Annotated in this window: 16 protein-coding genes and 1 pseudogene; 6 read left to right on the forward strand and 11 right to left on the reverse strand. The window is 54.8% G+C overall.

Annotation, left to right across the window (positions count from 1 at the left end; genetic code table 11):
• The 6 genes and pseudogenes from UC14_RS20825 to UC14_RS20850 form a co-directional block, all read right to left on the reverse strand.
• Positions 1-821: pseudogene (locus tag UC14_RS20825) on the reverse strand (ABC transporter ATP-binding protein); the annotation flags it as partial.
• Complete coding sequence (locus UC14_RS20830) at positions 818-1801, reverse strand: ABC transporter substrate-binding protein (protein WP_112151847.1); 984 nt, start codon at positions 1799-1801, stop codon at positions 818-820. The pseudogene UC14_RS20825 and the gene UC14_RS20830, both read right to left, overlap by 4 nt.
• Positions 1802-1814: 13 nt before the next feature.
• Positions 1815-2696 carry a creatininase family protein gene (locus UC14_RS20835; RefSeq protein ID WP_112151848.1) on the reverse strand — a complete coding sequence of 294 codons (882 nt, stop codon included), beginning with the start codon at positions 2694-2696 and terminating at the stop codon, positions 1815-1817.
• Between the two features lie 29 nt (positions 2697-2725).
• Complete coding sequence (locus UC14_RS20840) at positions 2726-3187, reverse strand: RidA family protein (protein ID WP_013575208.1); 462 nt, start codon at positions 3185-3187, stop codon at positions 2726-2728.
• Positions 3177-4457: a cytosine deaminase gene (locus UC14_RS20845; protein ID WP_112198358.1), complete on the reverse strand. Its 1281-nt coding sequence runs from the start codon at positions 4455-4457 to the stop codon at positions 3177-3179. The genes UC14_RS20840 and UC14_RS20845 overlap by 11 nt, the downstream gene beginning before the upstream one ends.
• 20 nt (positions 4458-4477) lie before the next feature.
• Positions 4478-5452 (reverse strand): PDR/VanB family oxidoreductase, encoded by a 975-nt coding sequence (locus UC14_RS20850; RefSeq protein WP_112198359.1) that lies wholly within the window; start codon positions 5450-5452, stop codon positions 4478-4480.
• A 214-nt stretch (positions 5453-5666) separates the two neighbouring features.
• On the opposite strand from UC14_RS20850, the gene UC14_RS20855 reads away from it, so the two are divergent.
• The 4 genes from UC14_RS20855 to UC14_RS20870 all read left to right on the forward strand — a co-directional run bounded on the left by UC14_RS20855 (position 5667) and on the right by UC14_RS20870 (position 10312).
• Positions 5667-6590 carry a LysR family transcriptional regulator gene (locus UC14_RS20855; RefSeq protein ID WP_013575211.1) on the forward strand — a complete coding sequence of 308 codons (924 nt, stop codon included), beginning with the start codon at positions 5667-5669 and terminating at the stop codon, positions 6588-6590.
• 262 nt (positions 6591-6852) lie between these two features.
• Positions 6853-7842, forward strand: coding sequence for an ABC transporter substrate-binding protein (locus UC14_RS20860; protein ID WP_013575212.1), 990 nt, complete (start codon positions 6853-6855; stop codon positions 7840-7842).
• A gap of 11 nt (positions 7843-7853) precedes the next feature.
• Positions 7854-9290, forward strand: coding sequence for an amidohydrolase family protein (locus tag UC14_RS20865; RefSeq protein WP_013575213.1), 1437 nt, complete (start codon positions 7854-7856; stop codon positions 9288-9290).
• A gap of 17 nt (positions 9291-9307) precedes the next feature.
• Positions 9308-10312 carry an isopenicillin N synthase family oxygenase gene (locus UC14_RS20870; protein WP_112198360.1) on the forward strand — a complete coding sequence of 335 codons (1005 nt, stop codon included), beginning with the start codon at positions 9308-9310 and terminating at the stop codon, positions 10310-10312.
• 58 nt (positions 10313-10370) lie between these two features.
• Here the strand turns inward: UC14_RS20870 and UC14_RS20875 are convergent, their stop codons facing one another.
• Positions 10371-10559, reverse strand: coding sequence for a YjfB family protein (locus UC14_RS20875; RefSeq protein WP_013575215.1), 189 nt, complete (start codon positions 10557-10559; stop codon positions 10371-10373).
• A 224-nt stretch (positions 10560-10783) separates the two neighbouring features.
• On the opposite strand from UC14_RS20875, the gene UC14_RS20880 reads away from it, so the two are divergent.
• A complete protein-coding gene (locus UC14_RS20880) occupies positions 10784-11323 on the forward strand; it encodes a DUF2058 domain-containing protein (protein ID WP_013575216.1) in 540 nt (179 codons plus the stop codon).
• 119 nt (positions 11324-11442) lie between these two features.
• Here the strand turns inward: UC14_RS20880 and UC14_RS20885 are convergent, their stop codons facing one another.
• Genes UC14_RS20885 through UC14_RS20895 form a run of 3 tightly spaced genes read right to left on the reverse strand, consistent with a single transcriptional unit; the run spans position 11443 to position 14027 of the window.
• Positions 11443-12255, reverse strand: coding sequence for a PfkB family carbohydrate kinase (locus UC14_RS20885; protein ID WP_013575217.1), 813 nt, complete (start codon positions 12253-12255; stop codon positions 11443-11445).
• A gap of 11 nt (positions 12256-12266) precedes the next feature.
• Complete coding sequence (locus tag UC14_RS20890; protein ID WP_112198361.1) at positions 12267-13244, reverse strand: SIS domain-containing protein; 978 nt, start codon at positions 13242-13244, stop codon at positions 12267-12269.
• Between the two features lie 3 nt (positions 13245-13247).
• Complete coding sequence (locus tag UC14_RS20895; RefSeq protein ID WP_112198362.1) at positions 13248-14027, reverse strand: ABC transporter substrate-binding protein; 780 nt, start codon at positions 14025-14027, stop codon at positions 13248-13250.
• A 234-nt stretch (positions 14028-14261) separates the two neighbouring features.
• On the opposite strand from UC14_RS20895, the gene UC14_RS20900 reads away from it, so the two are divergent.
• Positions 14262-15005, forward strand: coding sequence for a GntR family transcriptional regulator (locus UC14_RS20900; protein WP_112198363.1), 744 nt, complete (start codon positions 14262-14264; stop codon positions 15003-15005).
• Between the two features lie 14 nt (positions 15006-15019).
• Here the strand turns inward: UC14_RS20900 and UC14_RS20905 are convergent, their stop codons facing one another.
• The gene (locus UC14_RS20905) at positions 15020-15583 is read right to left on the reverse strand and encodes a TetR/AcrR family transcriptional regulator (protein ID WP_112198364.1); all 564 of its coding nucleotides are present in this window, start codon (positions 15581-15583) and stop codon (positions 15020-15022) included.
• Positions 15584-15685 lie beyond the last annotated feature (102 nt).

Genomic DNA, 15685 nt, shown 5'->3' on the forward strand with positions numbered 1-15685 from the left:
ATACCCGATTGGGCTGGCTTGCAGCAGGCTGTCCTGCAACTGCTTCGCATAGCGTGAAAATGCCGGACTGACGCGGAAATCGTCGTTGCGCGGGAAGGGTTCGTTAAGGCGATATCTTCCACTACCCGCCCCGGACGGGCGGCCATCATGATCACCCGCTGCGACAGAAATACCGCTTCGTGAATCGAATGCGTGACGAACACCACCGTCAGCCCCTGTTCCCGCCACAGGCGCAGCAGATCGCTGTCGAGCTTGTTGCGGGTGATTTCATCCAGCGCACCAAAAGGTTCATCCATCAGCAGCAGTTTCGGACGCGTCACCAGCCCGCGGGCAATGGAGACGCGCATCTGCATGCCGCCTGACAGTTCGCGCGGCAGGACTTTGGCAAATTTCCCCAGCCCCACCAGTTCCAGTGCTTCACTGACGCGGGTATTGGCTTCGGCTCGCGGCACGCCCGCCAGATCCAGCGGCAAACGCACGTTGTTCTGCACGTTGCTCCACGGCATCAGCGTGGCTTCCTGAAACACGAATGACAGCGGCACCTGCGCTTTTTCACGGCTGTCGCGCCGCCACAGCACCAGTTTGCCGTCGCTGGGTTCCGTCAGCCCGGCGACCATTTTTAACAGCGTACTTTTGCCACAGCCCGACGGGCCGAGCAGGGTGACGAATTCACCCTGATTGATGGTCAGATTGACCGGCAAAAGGGCGCGGGTGCCGTTGCTGTAAATTTTCTCCGCCGACAGCACTTCGATGGCAGGCACGGGCGGCGGATTGGCTGAGCGGACATCGCTCATCACGGTCAGTTTGGGGGCTGAATTCATGGCATAACCTTCGCGTCTTTGATCATGTCGAGGGTATAAGTCTGCTCAAACGGCACTTTATCCGCGTCGATCAGCTTGTTTTTCACCAGCATGTCCCAGGTCTTTTTCAGACGCGGTTCAGTGATGATGCCGATACCGCCGGTTTGTGCGTCGCCGCCGGTCACCAGCTCATACTTCTTCATCTGTGCGATGCCGAAGGCAATCTGGTCTGCCCCCATACGCGGGTTGGCCTGAGTGATAAGCTGGTTGCCCGCGGCCGGATCCTGCAAGTATTCCTTCCAGCCCTGCATCGACGCTTTCACGAAAGCGGCCACTGCTGCCGGGCGTTTTTTAACAGTATCCGCCATGCAGATAATCGAGTTGCCGTACGGCGGGTAACCCCAGTCGCTGAGCATGTAGACGTAGAACGGTTTGCCGCCTTTTTCGATCGAGAAAGGTTCGGAGGTGACATAACCCTGTTGCACCAGATTATTGTCTGCCAGGAACGGCTGCACGCTGAAGGTGTACGGACGGATTTTGGCACTCCCCAGCCCCAGTTCACTCTTCGCCCACGGCCAGAAAGAGGTATATGCCTCGGTGGCCAGCAGGAAGGTTTTGTCTTTCAGTTCCTGACCTTTCTCCACTTTGTCGTGGCTGATAAACACCGTCGGCGAATGCTGGAATACCGTCGCGACGGTCACCGCATGCACGCCTGCCTGCCAGGTTTCCAGCGCCTGACCGTTGTCGCCGAGCGTACAGTCAGCCTGTCCGGCGGCCATCAGTTGCATCACGTTGACCTGCGGGCCGCCCATTTTGATGCTGACATCCAGACCGGCGGTTTTGTACAGCCCTTTGGCCTGCGCCTGGTAAAAACCGCCGTGCTCCGCCTGCGCGTACCAGTTGGTCAGGAAGGTAAATTTCTCTTCCGCCATGCTGGTGGCAGAAACCCCGGCCAGCAGCACGGCCAGCAGGCTGTAAGTGAAGGGACGCTGTGTTTTCATCTTGAGAATTCCTTTATTCAGAGGCCAGAGAAGACGAAGGAGGAGTGAAGCTGGTTTGCACAAAGCCGTTCCAGTGGTGTTTTCCCCAGGTTGGCTCGCTGCGGGCTTTCCATTGCATGTGATGGATTTCGGTGATCGCCTGCGCCCAGCTCGCCGCCAGCGAATCGAGGATCGCGTGGCCCTGTTCAGCGGTTGCGCCGGTCGGGTCGCCAATGACGCCGCTCGGGCCAAAATCATAGGAAGCCCAGGCAGCGGCAGGGCGTCCCGATGACAGCGTCGGGCACGGGAATTCCGGCGGATAATTGGCGACGGCATGTTCGATGTGAACACATTCCGGTGCCAGCGCCAGCATTACAGCGGTTTCGCTGTGACCGGCATGCATCGCCATTTTCTGCTCCTGCGCGCTCAGGAACTGATTTTCCACGTTGGGCACGCGGAACACGTCGTGAGGGATCATGATCATGTCGCCGTGACGCAGGCGCATTTCCCGCGAAGCCATTTGCAGCACCTGCGGTTGTCCGCCGTGACCGTTAATCATCAGCAGCTTGCGGAATCCGGCGCGATACAGCGATTCGGCAATTTCTAAAACCGTCTGCAACAGCGTGTCGCCGGTTAAGGTCAGCGTGCCGGGGAAATTTAAATGTTCGTCAGATTTGCCGTAGGTGATGGGCGGAATAGCGTAAGCAGGAATAGCTTCCGGCAGCCGCGCCAGCGCATGACCCGCCACGCCGGAGGAGATTACGCTGTCAACCGAACACGGCAGATGCGGCCCGTGCTGCTCAATCGCACCGGTCGGTAAGACGATCACGGTGTTGGCTTTGTCGGGCAGGGCGGCAATGGCCGTCCAGCTCAGAAAAGGGAGAAAACGCGCTGCGGGAATATAACCGTTAATCATGCTGTGCCTCGTGGTCGGACATTTTAGGGTTAGCGGGACTGGGGTAACCAGGCGGTGGCTTCCACCTCAATCAGCACCCCGGCATCTGGCAGCATTTCGCTGACCTGCACCACGGTGGAAACCGGCGGCTGCCCGGGATAAAAGAGTTTTCTGACCCGGCTGTAATACGGGAAGTGATCGAGATTGCGAAAATACTGCACCAGCTTGATCACATCGCTCATTTGCCCGCCTGCGTCTTCAATGGTGTGGCGGATGCTTTCGAGCACATACCAGCTTTGCGCCAGAACCGGCCCCTGTTTGGCGTCAGTGGAGAATTCGCCGGTTTCGCCCAGGAGCAGGCGTGCTTCGGCGGGGATATCCTGAAAACCGCGCACGATGGTCGCCGTCTGCGGGTTAACGGGAATAATGCCGGAGAGAAAAACGAAATCACCGGCACGACGCCACGCGGCATATTTGGCGAGCGGTTTTCCCGCTCCCGCTTCAAGACTCATGGGATAACTCCTGATTCCAGGTACGTTGGTGCGTCAGCCTGCCGTGGTGAATAACCAGACGGGCCGCGCTGTGTAAAGGCCAGGTCAGGCTGTCGCTGCCCGGAAAGAGAACCAGCGTGGCGTCGCTGCCGGGCGCAAGTGGCAGGGCGTTCTGAGCCTCACCGGTCAGTGCGCCGACATCGCAAATAAGCCGTGACTGCTGATCAAAAACGTTTTCAAGCTGAAGCGCGAACAGGGCGCAGCTCAGCGTATCCAGCGGGTCATAACTGCCCGCCGGACAAAAGGCGTCCTGTACGTTATCGCAGCCAAGCAGCATCGGAATACCCGCCGCCTGTGCTTCTTTCAGCAGGGTGATACCGCGCTGGCGCGGCGTGCGACCTGTGACGGCGTCCTGCAACAGCAGGTTGGTCATCGGCAGCGCAATCAGCGTGACGCGCTGCGCCGCCAGCACACTCAAAATCTCCTGCGCCTGTTGTTCACTGCCGGAAGCCAGCGCACAGCCGTGGCTGCAACAGATATGGCCGCTGAATGTGCTCTCCGACAGGTAATCCGCCAGCCAGCTCAGGCCGTGTGCCACCGGCGAAAGCTCCTCGTCGATATGCAAATCCAGATTCAGTTTCCAGCGTGCGGCGCTGTGCATCAGGTGGGTCATCGCCGCCGGATCCCAGTTTGAGGAGTGGATAAATCCGCCCAGCAGGCAGTCTTTTCCGTTTTGTGCCACCGCGCGGGCGATGCGGTCAGCCGCTTCGGCATCGGCGAAAAAGCTCAGCGGTGCCAGCGCCACCCGCTCCAGCGTGACACCCGGTTGCGCCATCCCGCTCAGCTCAAGCCAGGCCTGCGGTGGCTCCACGTCAAACCAGTCAATGTGAGTGCGCAAACGGGTCACGCCGTTCGCCGCTGCCCAGCTCAGTGCCTTGCCGGCACGCTGGCGAATGTCAGCCGCCGTCCAGTGCTGACGGTCCTGATGCAGGGTTTCAATGGCCGCCAGCAGACCGGGTTTTGACGGGCGGCTGCGGGCAAGGGTGAAGGTTTTATCGAGATGCGCATGGGGTTCAACCAGCCCCGGTAACGCCAGTGCGCCGTGTGCGTTCCACAAATCATCTTGTTCTGGCTGATAAGGCGTCACGGACGCAATTTTGCCTGCATCAAAACGCACATCTGCCGTCACCGGTTCGCCTGCCTGCAAAGGCCATCCGTCGGGCAGCAACCACGCGGGGAGGCGAACGTTAGCAATGCCATTAAGTGTTGCAGCGGGGGTGGGAATGTTCATCGTCAGGCTCCGCGTGGACATTACAGGTCGAGGACCAGAACGGGACTTTTGGATCGCGAACAGCACAGCGTTATCTGCGTGTTCTCCGCTTTCTCTTCTTCAGTCAGCACGCAGTCGCGGTGATCGGGAATACCGTCGATCACGTCAGTAATACAGGAGCCGCAAATACCCTGTTCGCACGACAGCATAATATCGACTCTGGCACTTAATAAGATTTCAGCAATCGTCTGGTGCGGGCCGACTAAATAACGTTGTCCGGTGGAGTTAAGCTGAATATGAAATGCCTGACTGTCGGTTTCATTATTCAGATTCGCATTACTGAACCGTTCGAAAGATAATTGATTTTCCTGCCAGTGATGGGTCTGCATAATGTCTTTAAGCCGCTGAATAAATCCGTCCGGGCCGCAGGCCAGCACCCGCGTATTTTCATCCGGCTGCAACAAACTCAGTGGCGTGTTATGGCGCAGGGAATCGTTTGCGCTGCTGTCATGAAAAAAGACGTGTTTCGCTAAGGCAGGCGCGGTTAAACGCGGCAGAAACGCAATGTGCTCCCTGTCTGAAACAGAGTAATGCAGTTCAAATTCAATCTGTTGCTCAGCCAGGTGTTCCGCCATCGCCAGCAACGGCGTGATGCCGATCCCCCCGGCAAACAGTAAATATCGCCCGGCCTGTGGCAGCGGAAAATGATTGCGCGGTGCCGAGATCATCAGGTTATCGCCGGGGCGGAAATGATGATGAATGAAGTGCGAGCCGCCGGTGGAGTTTTCCGCCAGTTTGACGCAAATTTCATAATATTCACCGCTGCTGTTTTCACTGCACAAAGAATACTGGCGCGGGCCGAGTTCGGGAATAAAAACGTCAATGTGTGCTCCCGGTAAATAAGCCGGTAATAAACTTACTTGCTGCGCAACCAGCTGCAGGGAAATATTCCCGACACCGTTGATATTGGCGGTTTTAATTGTAACAGGGATTAATCCGGCATCTTTCATCGTCATTTACCGTATTGACTCGGGTGAAACATTCATAAAAAGGGGAGTCGGTCCGTTTGCCGCATAACCCGCTGTCTTAACGCGCATTACTGCGCGGAGCCGGCCTGATGAGCGGTGAAACGATTGTTCCCGTTGCAATGAAAGCTACGTTATTGTTATAAAACTGTTGCGTCCAGCGCTTTGATTCGCACATCCCGTTGCATAAAAGAGAGCACTCATTATGTTCGCATTCTCCCGGTTTCTGCTGTACTTCACTGAGGTCGCCCGCCAGGGATCGTTCCGTAAGGCGTCGGAAACCCTGCACGTTGCCGCATCGTCAATTGACCGGCAGATATTGCGGGTTGAAAAAGAATTAGCCATGCCGCTGTTTGAGCGACATCCCACCGGGCTGCGGCTGACGGCGGCGGGCGAGCTGTTACTGCATGCTGCCAATAACTGGAAAAAGGATTTCTCGCGTGTCTGCGAACAGCTCGACGATCTGCGCGGGTTACGGCGCGGACACGTGCGCATTGCCACCATTGATGCCATCAACCGGCAGTTTTTCTCGTCGATGCTCAAAAAGGTGCATCTCGAGTATCCGAACATTTCATTCACACTGACCACCATGAACAACGTGGACATCCAGCAGGCGCTGATGTCGGGCGATGCTGATTTCGGACTGATGCTGAATCCGCAAAGCTCCCGCGAGTTGCAGGTGCGGGCTTTTGCCGAAATCGATTTGGGTGTTGTTGTGCCGAAAGGGCACCCGCTCGGGGGCAGAAGCGGCGTGCGTTTTAATCAGTGCATGGAATATCCGTTTATCCTGCCCGCCGCGCCGCTGATGCTGGCCGAGCCGGTGCAGGCGCTGATGAATATCAACGGCGACATGATTCATGAGGTCGCGGTATCGAATAACATCCACATGATCCGCTCGCTGATTAAGGAGAAAATGGGCATCGGCATTCTGTGCTGGCTCGATATCATGGATGAGGTGAAAAGCGACGAACTGCAGTTTATTCCGCTGACCGATCCGCAGTTAAAAACCTTCACGCTCTCCCTGTGCGTCGCCCCTTCACGACAACTTTCTCTGGCCGCTTCGATGATGCTCAAACAACTGGAGATGTTATTCAGCCAGATCCAGACGCCGGGGCGCGACCGGCGCTGATTTGCACTGATTTGGTGCCTGGCGCTCTGTGATGAATCAAAGGTTGCAGGGTGTGATGTCTGTTTATCCCGACAAGGCGCAGGGAAAGCGCGTCTGCGAAGTTGGCATCGTTTTTGTATAGTTAAACGTGAGTAGAAGCGGTCAGTGCAGGCAACTGCGCGGGACATTGCTCAGCAACCATTTCGCGGTTCATTTTGAGCCGGTCAGGGGGGCTGAGCCGCGTTTGCTTATCCTCCCTCCGGCGATGATTAGGAGAGGAGCAATGAAGTCAATTTCCCGCATTCCCCTGTCTTGCTGCGTGCTGAGCACGCTGATTGCTGGTGCTTTCTCACTGTCGGCGCAGGCCGATGAGAAAATCGCGCTGCTGACTTCCTGGTACGCGCAGGCTGAACAGGGCGGCTATTATCAGGCGCTGGCGACGGGCATTTACAAACGTTACGGGCTGGATGTCAGTATTCAGTCCGGCGGCCCGCAGATCAACGGCATGCAGTTACTGTTGTCAAAACGCGCGGATGTGATCATCGGTTATGACCTCCAGTTGCTTGAATCCGTGCAGCGTGGTTTTCAGGCCAAAGCTATCGCCGCCCCTTTCCAGTTCGACCCGCAGGGTTTACTGACGCATGCGTCCGTGACGTCGCTCGACGGCCTGAAAGACAAAACCATTCTGGTGTCCAGCTCCGGGCAATCGACCTGGTGGCCGTGGCTTAAGGCGCGTTATCAGCTCAGTGATTCTCAGGTTCGTCCGTATACCTTCAACATTCAGCCTTTCGTCGCCGACGGGAACGTGGCGCAACAGGCGTATGTCAGCTCTGAAGTGTTTCAGGCGCAGAAGGCTGGCGTGAAATCCAATTTCTTCCTGTTCTCGGAGCACGGCTATCCGCCTTACGGTGGCATTCTGATCACCCGCCCGGAACTTATCAGCAGCCGTAAAGACGCGATGGCGAAGTTCGTAAAGGCGTCGATGGAAGGCTGGGTGAGTTATCTGCAAAATCCCGCGCCGGGTAATGCGCTGATCAAAAAGGATAACCCGAAGATGACCGACGACCTGCTGGCCTGGGGTGTTGAGCAAATCAAAGCGCACCACCTGATTGATGGCGGCGACGCAGCGACGCAGGGCTGGGGCACCATGACCGAAGCCCGCTGGCAGAAAACCCGTGATTTCATGGTGAACGCCAAACTGCTAAACGCGGATACCGACTGGAAGCAGGCGTATACCACCGAATTTGTTGAGCACATGCAGGTTAAACCCTGAGGAGTGTTGCGATGTCATCTGACTCTTTACTGATTAAAAATGCGCACGCCATCCTCACCGGTCTGCCGGGAGAAGCCGCGCGTCACGCCGGGCCGGATATCCGTGTGCGTAATGGCGTCATCGAGGCGATCGGCCCCCTGACGGCGTTGCCCGGCGAGCGCCTGATTGATGCCCGCGATTGTGTGGTCTATCCGGCCTGGGTCAATACGCATCATCATCTGTTTCAGTCATTGCTCAAAGGCGAACCGCAGGGATTGAACAAAAGTCTCACTGCATGGCTAAGCGCGACGCCTTACCGCTTTCGCGCCACGTTTGATGAATCCACCTTTCGCCTCGCGGTGCGTATCGGCCTGACCGAACTGCTGCGTTCCGGCTGCGCCACCGTGGCGGATCACAATTATCTTTACTGGCCGGATATGCCGTTCGATACCTCGGAAATCCTGTTCAGTGAAGGGGAGGCGCTGGGTATGCGCATTGTGTTGTGCCGGGGCGGCGCAACGCAGGGGCGGGCGATTGAGCAGGATTTACCGCAGGCGCTGCGACCGGAAAATTTCGACCACTATATGGCGGACATGGAACGGCTGGTTGGCCGCTATCACGATCCAAAACCGGCGTCTCTGCGTCGTGTGGTGATGGCACCGACGACGCTGCTGCATTCGGCGCCCGGTGCGCAGTTGCGTGAAATGGCGAAACTGGCGCGCAGTTTAGGTATCCGGCTGCACAGCCATTTGTCAGAAACCGTGGATTATCTCGATGCGGCGCGCGCTAAATTCGACATGACGCCGGTGCAGTTTTGTGCGGAACACGACTGGCTGGGGGACGACGTGTGGTTTGCGCATCTGGTTAAGTTACTGCCGCAGGAGATTGCGATGCTGGGGCAAACCCGTACCGGTATCGCGCACTGCCCGCAAAGTAACGGGCGTCTGGGCAGCGGCATCGCTGATTTGCTGGCGCTGGAACAGGCTGGCGTACCGGTTTCGCTGGGTGTTGACGGCGCGGCATCCAACGAAGCCGCGGATATGCAAAGTGAAGCGCATGCCGCCTGGCTGTTGCAGCGCGCCCGAAAAGGCATGCTGGCGAAGCCGCGCTATGACGGCGGCACCTTTGAGGGCGGCGGCGATGCGGCATCCATCGAAGACGTGGTGCGCTGGGGCAGCGCGGGCGGGGCGCAGATCCTCGGCCTGCAACAGAGTGGCACCGTGCAGGTGGGCATGCTGGCGGATATCGCCATTTACCGGCTGGACGACCCGCGTTACTTCGGCCTGCACGACATGGCAATCGGTCCGGTGGCCTGCGGCGGCCGCGCCTCACTGAAGGCGCTGATGGTCAATGGCCGCGTCATCGTCGAAAACGACGTCATTCCCGGTCTCGATCTGGACGCCATGCGCCATGAGGCAATGTCTGCCGTTCGTACCCTGCAACAGCGCGCTGCGGGCCAACCTAATTGATTCTGAAGGATAAAAAAATGACACAATCCACTCACACATCATCAGCTCAAACACAAGGCTATGCATTACAGGAACTGGAGAAAGAAGCGGGAATGGGCGCGATGGGCGAAGAGACATTTACCCGCGAAGTGCGTTGCATCGATCTTTCAGATTTCGAAAACCGTAAAAGTGAGATCGCCGACGAACTCTGGCGTGCAGCGGTGGAAATCGGCTTCTTTCAGGTGAGCAATCACGGCATTGCGCTGGCCGATATCCGTCAGGCATTCAGCATGACAGAAGATTTCTTCTCGCTGCCCGACGAAGTCAAAGCGCAGTATCCGCTGGCGCGTAACGCCGGTTGGGAAAATAAGTCTCAGGTACGTCCGTCGACCCGAACGCCGGATCAGAAAGAGTCCTACCAGATCACCCGTCCGCTGATGGAGTCGCTGTGGCCGGGCGAACAGGAACTGCCAGCCTTTAAAGACACCATGCTGAGTTTTGAATCGCAATGCTGGCAACTGGGCATGAAATTGCTTTCCTGTTTTGCGCTCAGACTGGGTTTCCCCGAACACTTTTTCGAGCAGGCACACAATCCTGATCAGCAAACCTATCAGAGTACGCTGCGTATGTTGCACTACTATGCCACTGAACAATCGGAACAAGGGATGTGGCGTGCCGGTGCGCACACGGATTTTGACTGTCTGACGCTGCTGTTCCAGCGTCCCGGTCAGGGCGGCTTGCAGGTTTGTCCGGGCAAGGATCGCGAAAGCCAGCAGTGGACCAGTATCGAACCGCGCGAAGACGTGATCACCTGTAATATCGGCGACATGCTGATGCGCTGGAGCGACGATCAGTTGCCCTCCAATTTCCATCGGGTGAGAAGTCCGCTGCCCGGCGAATATCAGGGCGCGCGCTATAGCCTGGCGTTTTTCTGTCAGGCTAACAAAGACGTCGAAATTCTGGGGCCGCAGGCGAAGTATCCGGCCATCAGCGCGGAAGCTTATCTGCAACAGCGTATTCAGGCGAATTTCGCTAAAGGGTAAGCGGTCATAAAAAACAAAAAGCCCGCTGAGTTTACTCACGCGGGCTTTTTTGTCTCTGTCAGGCGGTGGTATTGATATTCCGACCGATTGCCGGATTAGCAGGTAACGCGGGGATCGCGTCAATCATGCTGGTCACTGCCGTCTGCTGACTATCCAGCGACTTTTTCAGCAGGATATTGTTGACCTGAGTGCTGGTATCCAGACTATTAAGGCCGGTCGCCAGCGATGCAATTTGCGAAACATCCATTTTGTTCTCCTGTTCGGTACAACATAAAAGGAACTGATGCGGGCATGAAACTGAAAGGTTATCGGCAGTTTCCGTAATAACTGTAGCGATAAATACAGCAGACCTGGCAGCCGCTTAAAGACGCTCCCGATTCCGCACGCAAGTGGAAAAGGCTCTGTAGCCTGTATCGCCTCAGGAATTACGGTTATAATCGCGCAAATTATTCAACGGATTTAGAAACGAAAATGACAAAACTCTCCTTACAAGAGCAACTGCTGAAAGCAGGATTAGTCACCAGCAAAAAAATGGACAAAGTGCAGAGAACGGCGAAAAAATCACGCGTTCAGGCGCGCGAGGCCAGAGAGGCGGTGGAAGAAAATAAAAAAGCGCAGATGGAGCGTGATAAGCAACTGAGCGAACAACAAAAACAAGCTGCCTTATCTAAAGAATATAAAGCGCAGGTGAAGCAACTGATTGAAATGAACAAGATCGTCATTTCAACAGGCAATATTGATTTTAACTTCACCGATAATAATCTGATTAAAAAAATGGTGGTGGATAAGACCACCCAGTCTCAGCTGATTAGTGGTCGTCTTGCCATCGCGCGTCTGGTTGCTGATCACAGCGGCGAGACGCAATATGCCATTATTCCCGCAAGCGTTGCGGATAAAATTGCCCAGCGCGATGCCAACAGTATTGTATTAAACAGCGCGCTGAGTCAGGAAGAGCAGGATGAAGAAGATCCGTATGCTGATTTCAAAGTGCCGGATGATTTGATGTGGTAGTTCCGCTTGCCCGGCGCTGCCCGTGACGGATAATGACACTCAGTTACGGGCATCTGCCGGGGCATCTGAATACAGCCACTTTTCTGCCGCCGCGCGGATCCGGTGTTAACCTGAGACGATCAGTAGGGGATGCCCTCACCAAAAGCGCCGTCAGTTAAACAAATCTCTGCTGCGAAAAGGGCGCCCTGACGCAAGCTTTGGGACAGCGTATCGCCTTTAACATGCGCCAGCAAAAAAGCCGTGATAAAAGCATCTCCTGCCCCAAGCGTGTCTGCCGGCGTGATATTTTCCGATGGCTGACTGATCCAGATACTGCCATTGAACAGTAACGCCCCCTCAGACCCGCGCGTTGCAACAGGCAGGCGACATCCCGCATGCCATGCCGTTTCCAGTATCTCGCGGGTTTCTTCCATGCTGCGTTCAGCGCATGAGAAAAACCCGTAGTCTAACTGACGACATAACGGGCCTATCTTTCCGGCATCAAAATCATCAGAAAAATCATAGGATAAGCTGCCGGGTAGCATACTTAATTCGGGCAATAGCGCATCAACATAGCTATAAGCGCTGGTATGTATCAGCGAAAACTGACCTAGCCAGGGCATATCGGTTAACACAAAATCCATCGACGTCGTCTGCCGGATCCCCCCGGCGTTGGAGTCAATAAACCGTCGCTCCCCCTGATCAACGGTCAGACTGGCATAACCATTTTCACCCGGTACGACCCGGCAATGAGAGGTATCAATCTCCCTTGCTGCCAGGACGCGGCGAATATGTTCTGCCGCGCTGTCGTCGCCGAAAACGCCCAGATACGCCGCATTTGCGGATAATAAGCGGGCGTACACACTGAAGTTAAGCGCGTTTCCTCCCGGATAACCGATACCTGTATGGGTATACCGGTCAATCACGTTATCGCCCAGGCCAAGTACTCTCATGTTGTCATCTCCTAATAAGCGACCTGTCCCATGTATCGTCGTGTTTCCAGCGGATGTTGACGTATCTTCGCTAATGCCGCGCGATATTCGCACATCACACTGTAGAAGAGGACGGGGTTAAAATACTCCACCACGCTGGCGGGTATGACGCCAAGCCCCAGCTCTTTTGCATCCACAATTTCCACCTTATTTCCGTACTGCCGAAGGAAATCGCGCACTCTTTCATCAAGTGCCCTGGTGCGGCCTTCGTTCATCATCAGGATCCAGGGGGTATTCATATCTGTCACTTCAAACGGACCATGGAAGAATTCGCCACTATGAATTGATGCCGCATTCAGCCACTGCATCTCCATTAATGAACATATGGCAAAACCATAAGCATGTCCGTAGGAAGCCCCGCTGGACAGAATGTAGAAAAGTGATTCCCGGCTGTAGCGCTCAGCAAAGGCGGCGCAGCGCGCCTGAACCTGCTGTCTGGCCCGGAAGATAATCCCATCAATTTGCGCCATGCCTGCCTGGAAATCGGCATATCCGGCATAACCCCCGGTCTGTTGCAAGGCTTCGACGCAAAGACTCAAAATGATTGCCATCGGGTTATTAATCACCTGGCTGTCATCTCCCCAGGCATAAAGCAAATTTCTGTCAGAAAAGCCGATAAGGTCTGCATTTTCATTGTGCGTCAGTGTCACCGTAACGCTGCCCCGGCTTTGGGCCAGTTTGGCCGCCGCGACAGACTCTGTGGTATTCCCGCCATGTGAGCAAACAATCGTCAGGGATTGAGGGCCTAATGTCTTTGGCGCGGCATGAACAAACTCGTTTGCGGTCATCATGTAACTGTGTAAAGCCGTCGACTCACTGTTAAGAAAATAATTTGCCGGATACATATCCACCAGCGACCCGCCGCAGGCCACAAGAAACACCTGGCTCAGTCCCCCCTGCGGGAGGAAGCGCTGTTCGATAAGAGAGGAGATAATTGCTGAAGTATTCATAAATCAGTCACCGTACACATTGAAATTGAAATATTTTTTAGCCAGCCGGTCATAAGTACCGTCATTGCGTATCGCCTTAATCGCCCCGTTGAGTTGTTCCAGCAGTTCGCTATTTTGCTTCGAAATGCCAATACCGGTACCCGGGCCAAAAATGGCATCATCTTTTACCTGTGGTTCAATCAGGCTGAAATTCTTTCCCTGGGGTTTGTCCAGTAACGCGGTGGTCACCACCGTCGCATCGTCCAGCGTCGCGTCCAGACGGCCGACGACTAAATCGGCGTAAACTGCCTCTGCTGCGGGATAGGAAACCAGTTCGACGCCTTGTGATTGCCAGTGTTTCTTCGCGTAGGCTTCGAACACTGAGCCTTGCTGCACGCCCACACGCTTACCACGCAGAGATTCGGCCAGAGGTTTGAGGCCGCTGTCTTTTGAAGCCACCAGATACGCCGGTGTGTTGAATAATTTATCGGAGAAGTTGATCGCTTTTTTACGCTCATCTGTAATCGACAACGAAGAAATAATGGCATCGAATTTACGCGCCTGAAGCGCGGGGATCAGACCATCAAATCCGTTTTCAACCCAAATACATTTCGCCTTGAGCTGAGCGCAAATCGCATTACCCAGATCAATATCAAACCCCTGCAGGCTGCCATCGGCAGCTTTAAACTCAAAGGGCGGAAATGTCGCGTCAGTACCAAACCGGATTTGTTGCTGCGCTGATGCGTGACCGGAAAGCCCGATCATCGCAAGGCCAAGGGAAAATAGGGCAAGCGTTTTTTTCATCATTCACTCCCGTTAAATATACCGTAAAATGTACCATGAAAGATATACGCCAGCAGGTAAGAATACGCAATCAATTTAATGATTTTAATCAGGTATAATAATAAGTTATGATGTTATGGTCTGTTTTTTTATCGGTGATTACCGTTCTGTGAAGGATATTTCCGGTGACAGATCAACGACTCATTGGCTAGAATAACTCCTGTTTTTTAATTTTATTGGGCTATAAAACAGACCATGACTGAGTTAAGTGAAAGTAAACGCCGCCCGCGGAAAGCCTATCTGGCGGCCAGGCAGGTGCTGCTGAATTTGTTAAACACGGAATTCAACGAAGGCGATCAAATTCCGGCAGAACGTGATCTGTCGGGCCTGTTGGGTATCAGCAGGATGACATTACGAAAAATTACAGATGAGCTTGTGAGCTGCGGAATGCTGGAAAGGCGGGGAAACCAGGGGACATGGCTGACTGAGACCACGATACAGCGGCCACTGACGCAGACAATCGAGCACGGCATCAGCAAAATCACGGAGTTAAATGGTGCGGTAGCGGGCAGCCGGTTGATTTATTTTCAGGAGGCCCAAGCCAGCCCGCGTATTGCCGCATTACTAAAAATTCAGGCTGGCGACCCTTTGGTGATGATTAAACGCCTGCGTCTCGCTGACGGTGAGCCTTTTTGTCTGGAAACCAGCTACCTGCCAAGGGCGATTATTCCGAACCTGACCGCTGAGATGCTTGAGCAGAGCGGTTCGCTGTATCGTCTTCTGGCAGAAAACTACGGTGTTTTAGGCGTTTCAGACGAAGGCACGCTCCGCGTGACCCTAATGAATGAAGAAGAACAGACGTTATTAAATGCACAACCCCATAGTCCTGCTCTGGTGTATCGGGGGGTGATTACTGACCGCTTGAATCAACCGGTTGAATATTTAGTGTCAGTAAACCATCCCCAGCGGGTGACATTTCGCATAAGCCACGGTAAATAGGTTTCAGTTCAGGCTCATGAATCACCAGACATCCCGGTGCTCAAAATCCGGCTGCGGCAAACCTCCAGAATCTCATCCGCAAGAGACGAATCATCAGGGCAGGCGCGGGATAACACCAGCGCACCGACAAGATGGGCAATCGTGTCAATCAGGTCGGCACGCGTGCTGCCTTCCACCTCTTTTTCGTTTCCTAAAACTGCCAGCTGACGTTCAATTCCGGCGGCAAATGCCGCCTTGATTGACGCAGACTGACGGGCTGTATCGGCGCCCAGTGCCGACATCACGCACCCCTTTCCCATATCAGCCCGATGTTGTCGGGAGAGGTAGTATTCAATAAATTTTTCCCGGTCTACACCTGCCGTGCTTTCTGCGGATCGCCTGAAACCGCAGCTCATCGCCTCCGACATCAGATCAGCCTTGGAACCAAAGTGTTTGTAGAATCCGCCGTGGGTTAAGCCTGCCGCAGACATCAGTTCCGCCACGCCCACGCCATCGTAACCGCGCTCACGAAAAAGTTCTGAGGCCGTTTCTACAATGCGCATCCGGTTTTCCCGAACCTGCTCTTTTGACACTTTCATGCTTTCCTGCCCCTCTCAAAAATAGGGTTTAAGTATACATTGATGATGACCATAATCAAACCGGTTGACTTTATAGATTATGATCATCATCATTATATTGAC

Origin of the sequence: Rahnella sp. NRRL B-41462 (genome assembly GCF_003263525.1) — a bacterium.
Taxonomy (GTDB): domain Bacteria; phylum Pseudomonadota; class Gammaproteobacteria; order Enterobacterales; family Enterobacteriaceae; genus Rahnella; species Rahnella aceris.

Coding starts and splice junctions, on each gene's coding strand:
- UC14_RS20830 (WP_112151847.1), bottom strand. CDS start 1,801: ATGAAAACACAGCGTCCCTTCACTTACAGCCTGCTGGCCGTGCTGCTG.
- UC14_RS20835 (WP_112151848.1), bottom strand. CDS start 2,696: ATGATTAACGGTTATATTCCCGCAGCGCGTTTTCTCCCTTTTCTGAGC.
- UC14_RS20840 (WP_013575208.1), bottom strand. CDS start 3,187: ATGAGTCTTGAAGCGGGAGCGGGAAAACCGCTCGCCAAATATGCCGCG.
- UC14_RS20845 (WP_112198358.1), bottom strand. CDS start 4,457: ATGAACATTCCCACCCCCGCTGCAACACTTAATGGCATTGCTAACGTT.
- UC14_RS20850 (WP_112198359.1), bottom strand. CDS start 5,452: ATGACGATGAAAGATGCCGGATTAATCCCTGTTACAATTAAAACCGCC.
- UC14_RS20855 (WP_013575211.1), top strand. CDS start 5,667: ATGTTCGCATTCTCCCGGTTTCTGCTGTACTTCACTGAGGTCGCCCGC.
- UC14_RS20860 (WP_013575212.1), top strand. CDS start 6,853: ATGAAGTCAATTTCCCGCATTCCCCTGTCTTGCTGCGTGCTGAGCACG.
- UC14_RS20865 (WP_013575213.1), top strand. CDS start 7,854: ATGTCATCTGACTCTTTACTGATTAAAAATGCGCACGCCATCCTCACC.
- UC14_RS20870 (WP_112198360.1), top strand. CDS start 9,308: ATGACACAATCCACTCACACATCATCAGCTCAAACACAAGGCTATGCA.
- UC14_RS20875 (WP_013575215.1), bottom strand. CDS start 10,559: ATGGATGTTTCGCAAATTGCATCGCTGGCGACCGGCCTTAATAGTCTG.
- UC14_RS20880 (WP_013575216.1), top strand. CDS start 10,784: ATGACAAAACTCTCCTTACAAGAGCAACTGCTGAAAGCAGGATTAGTC.
- UC14_RS20885 (WP_013575217.1), bottom strand. CDS start 12,255: ATGAGAGTACTTGGCCTGGGCGATAACGTGATTGACCGGTATACCCAT.
- UC14_RS20890 (WP_112198361.1), bottom strand. CDS start 13,244: ATGAATACTTCAGCAATTATCTCCTCTCTTATCGAACAGCGCTTCCTC.
- UC14_RS20895 (WP_112198362.1), bottom strand. CDS start 14,027: ATGAAAAAAACGCTTGCCCTATTTTCCCTTGGCCTTGCGATGATCGGG.
- UC14_RS20900 (WP_112198363.1), top strand. CDS start 14,262: ATGACTGAGTTAAGTGAAAGTAAACGCCGCCCGCGGAAAGCCTATCTG.
- UC14_RS20905 (WP_112198364.1), bottom strand. CDS start 15,583: ATGAAAGTGTCAAAAGAGCAGGTTCGGGAAAACCGGATGCGCATTGTA.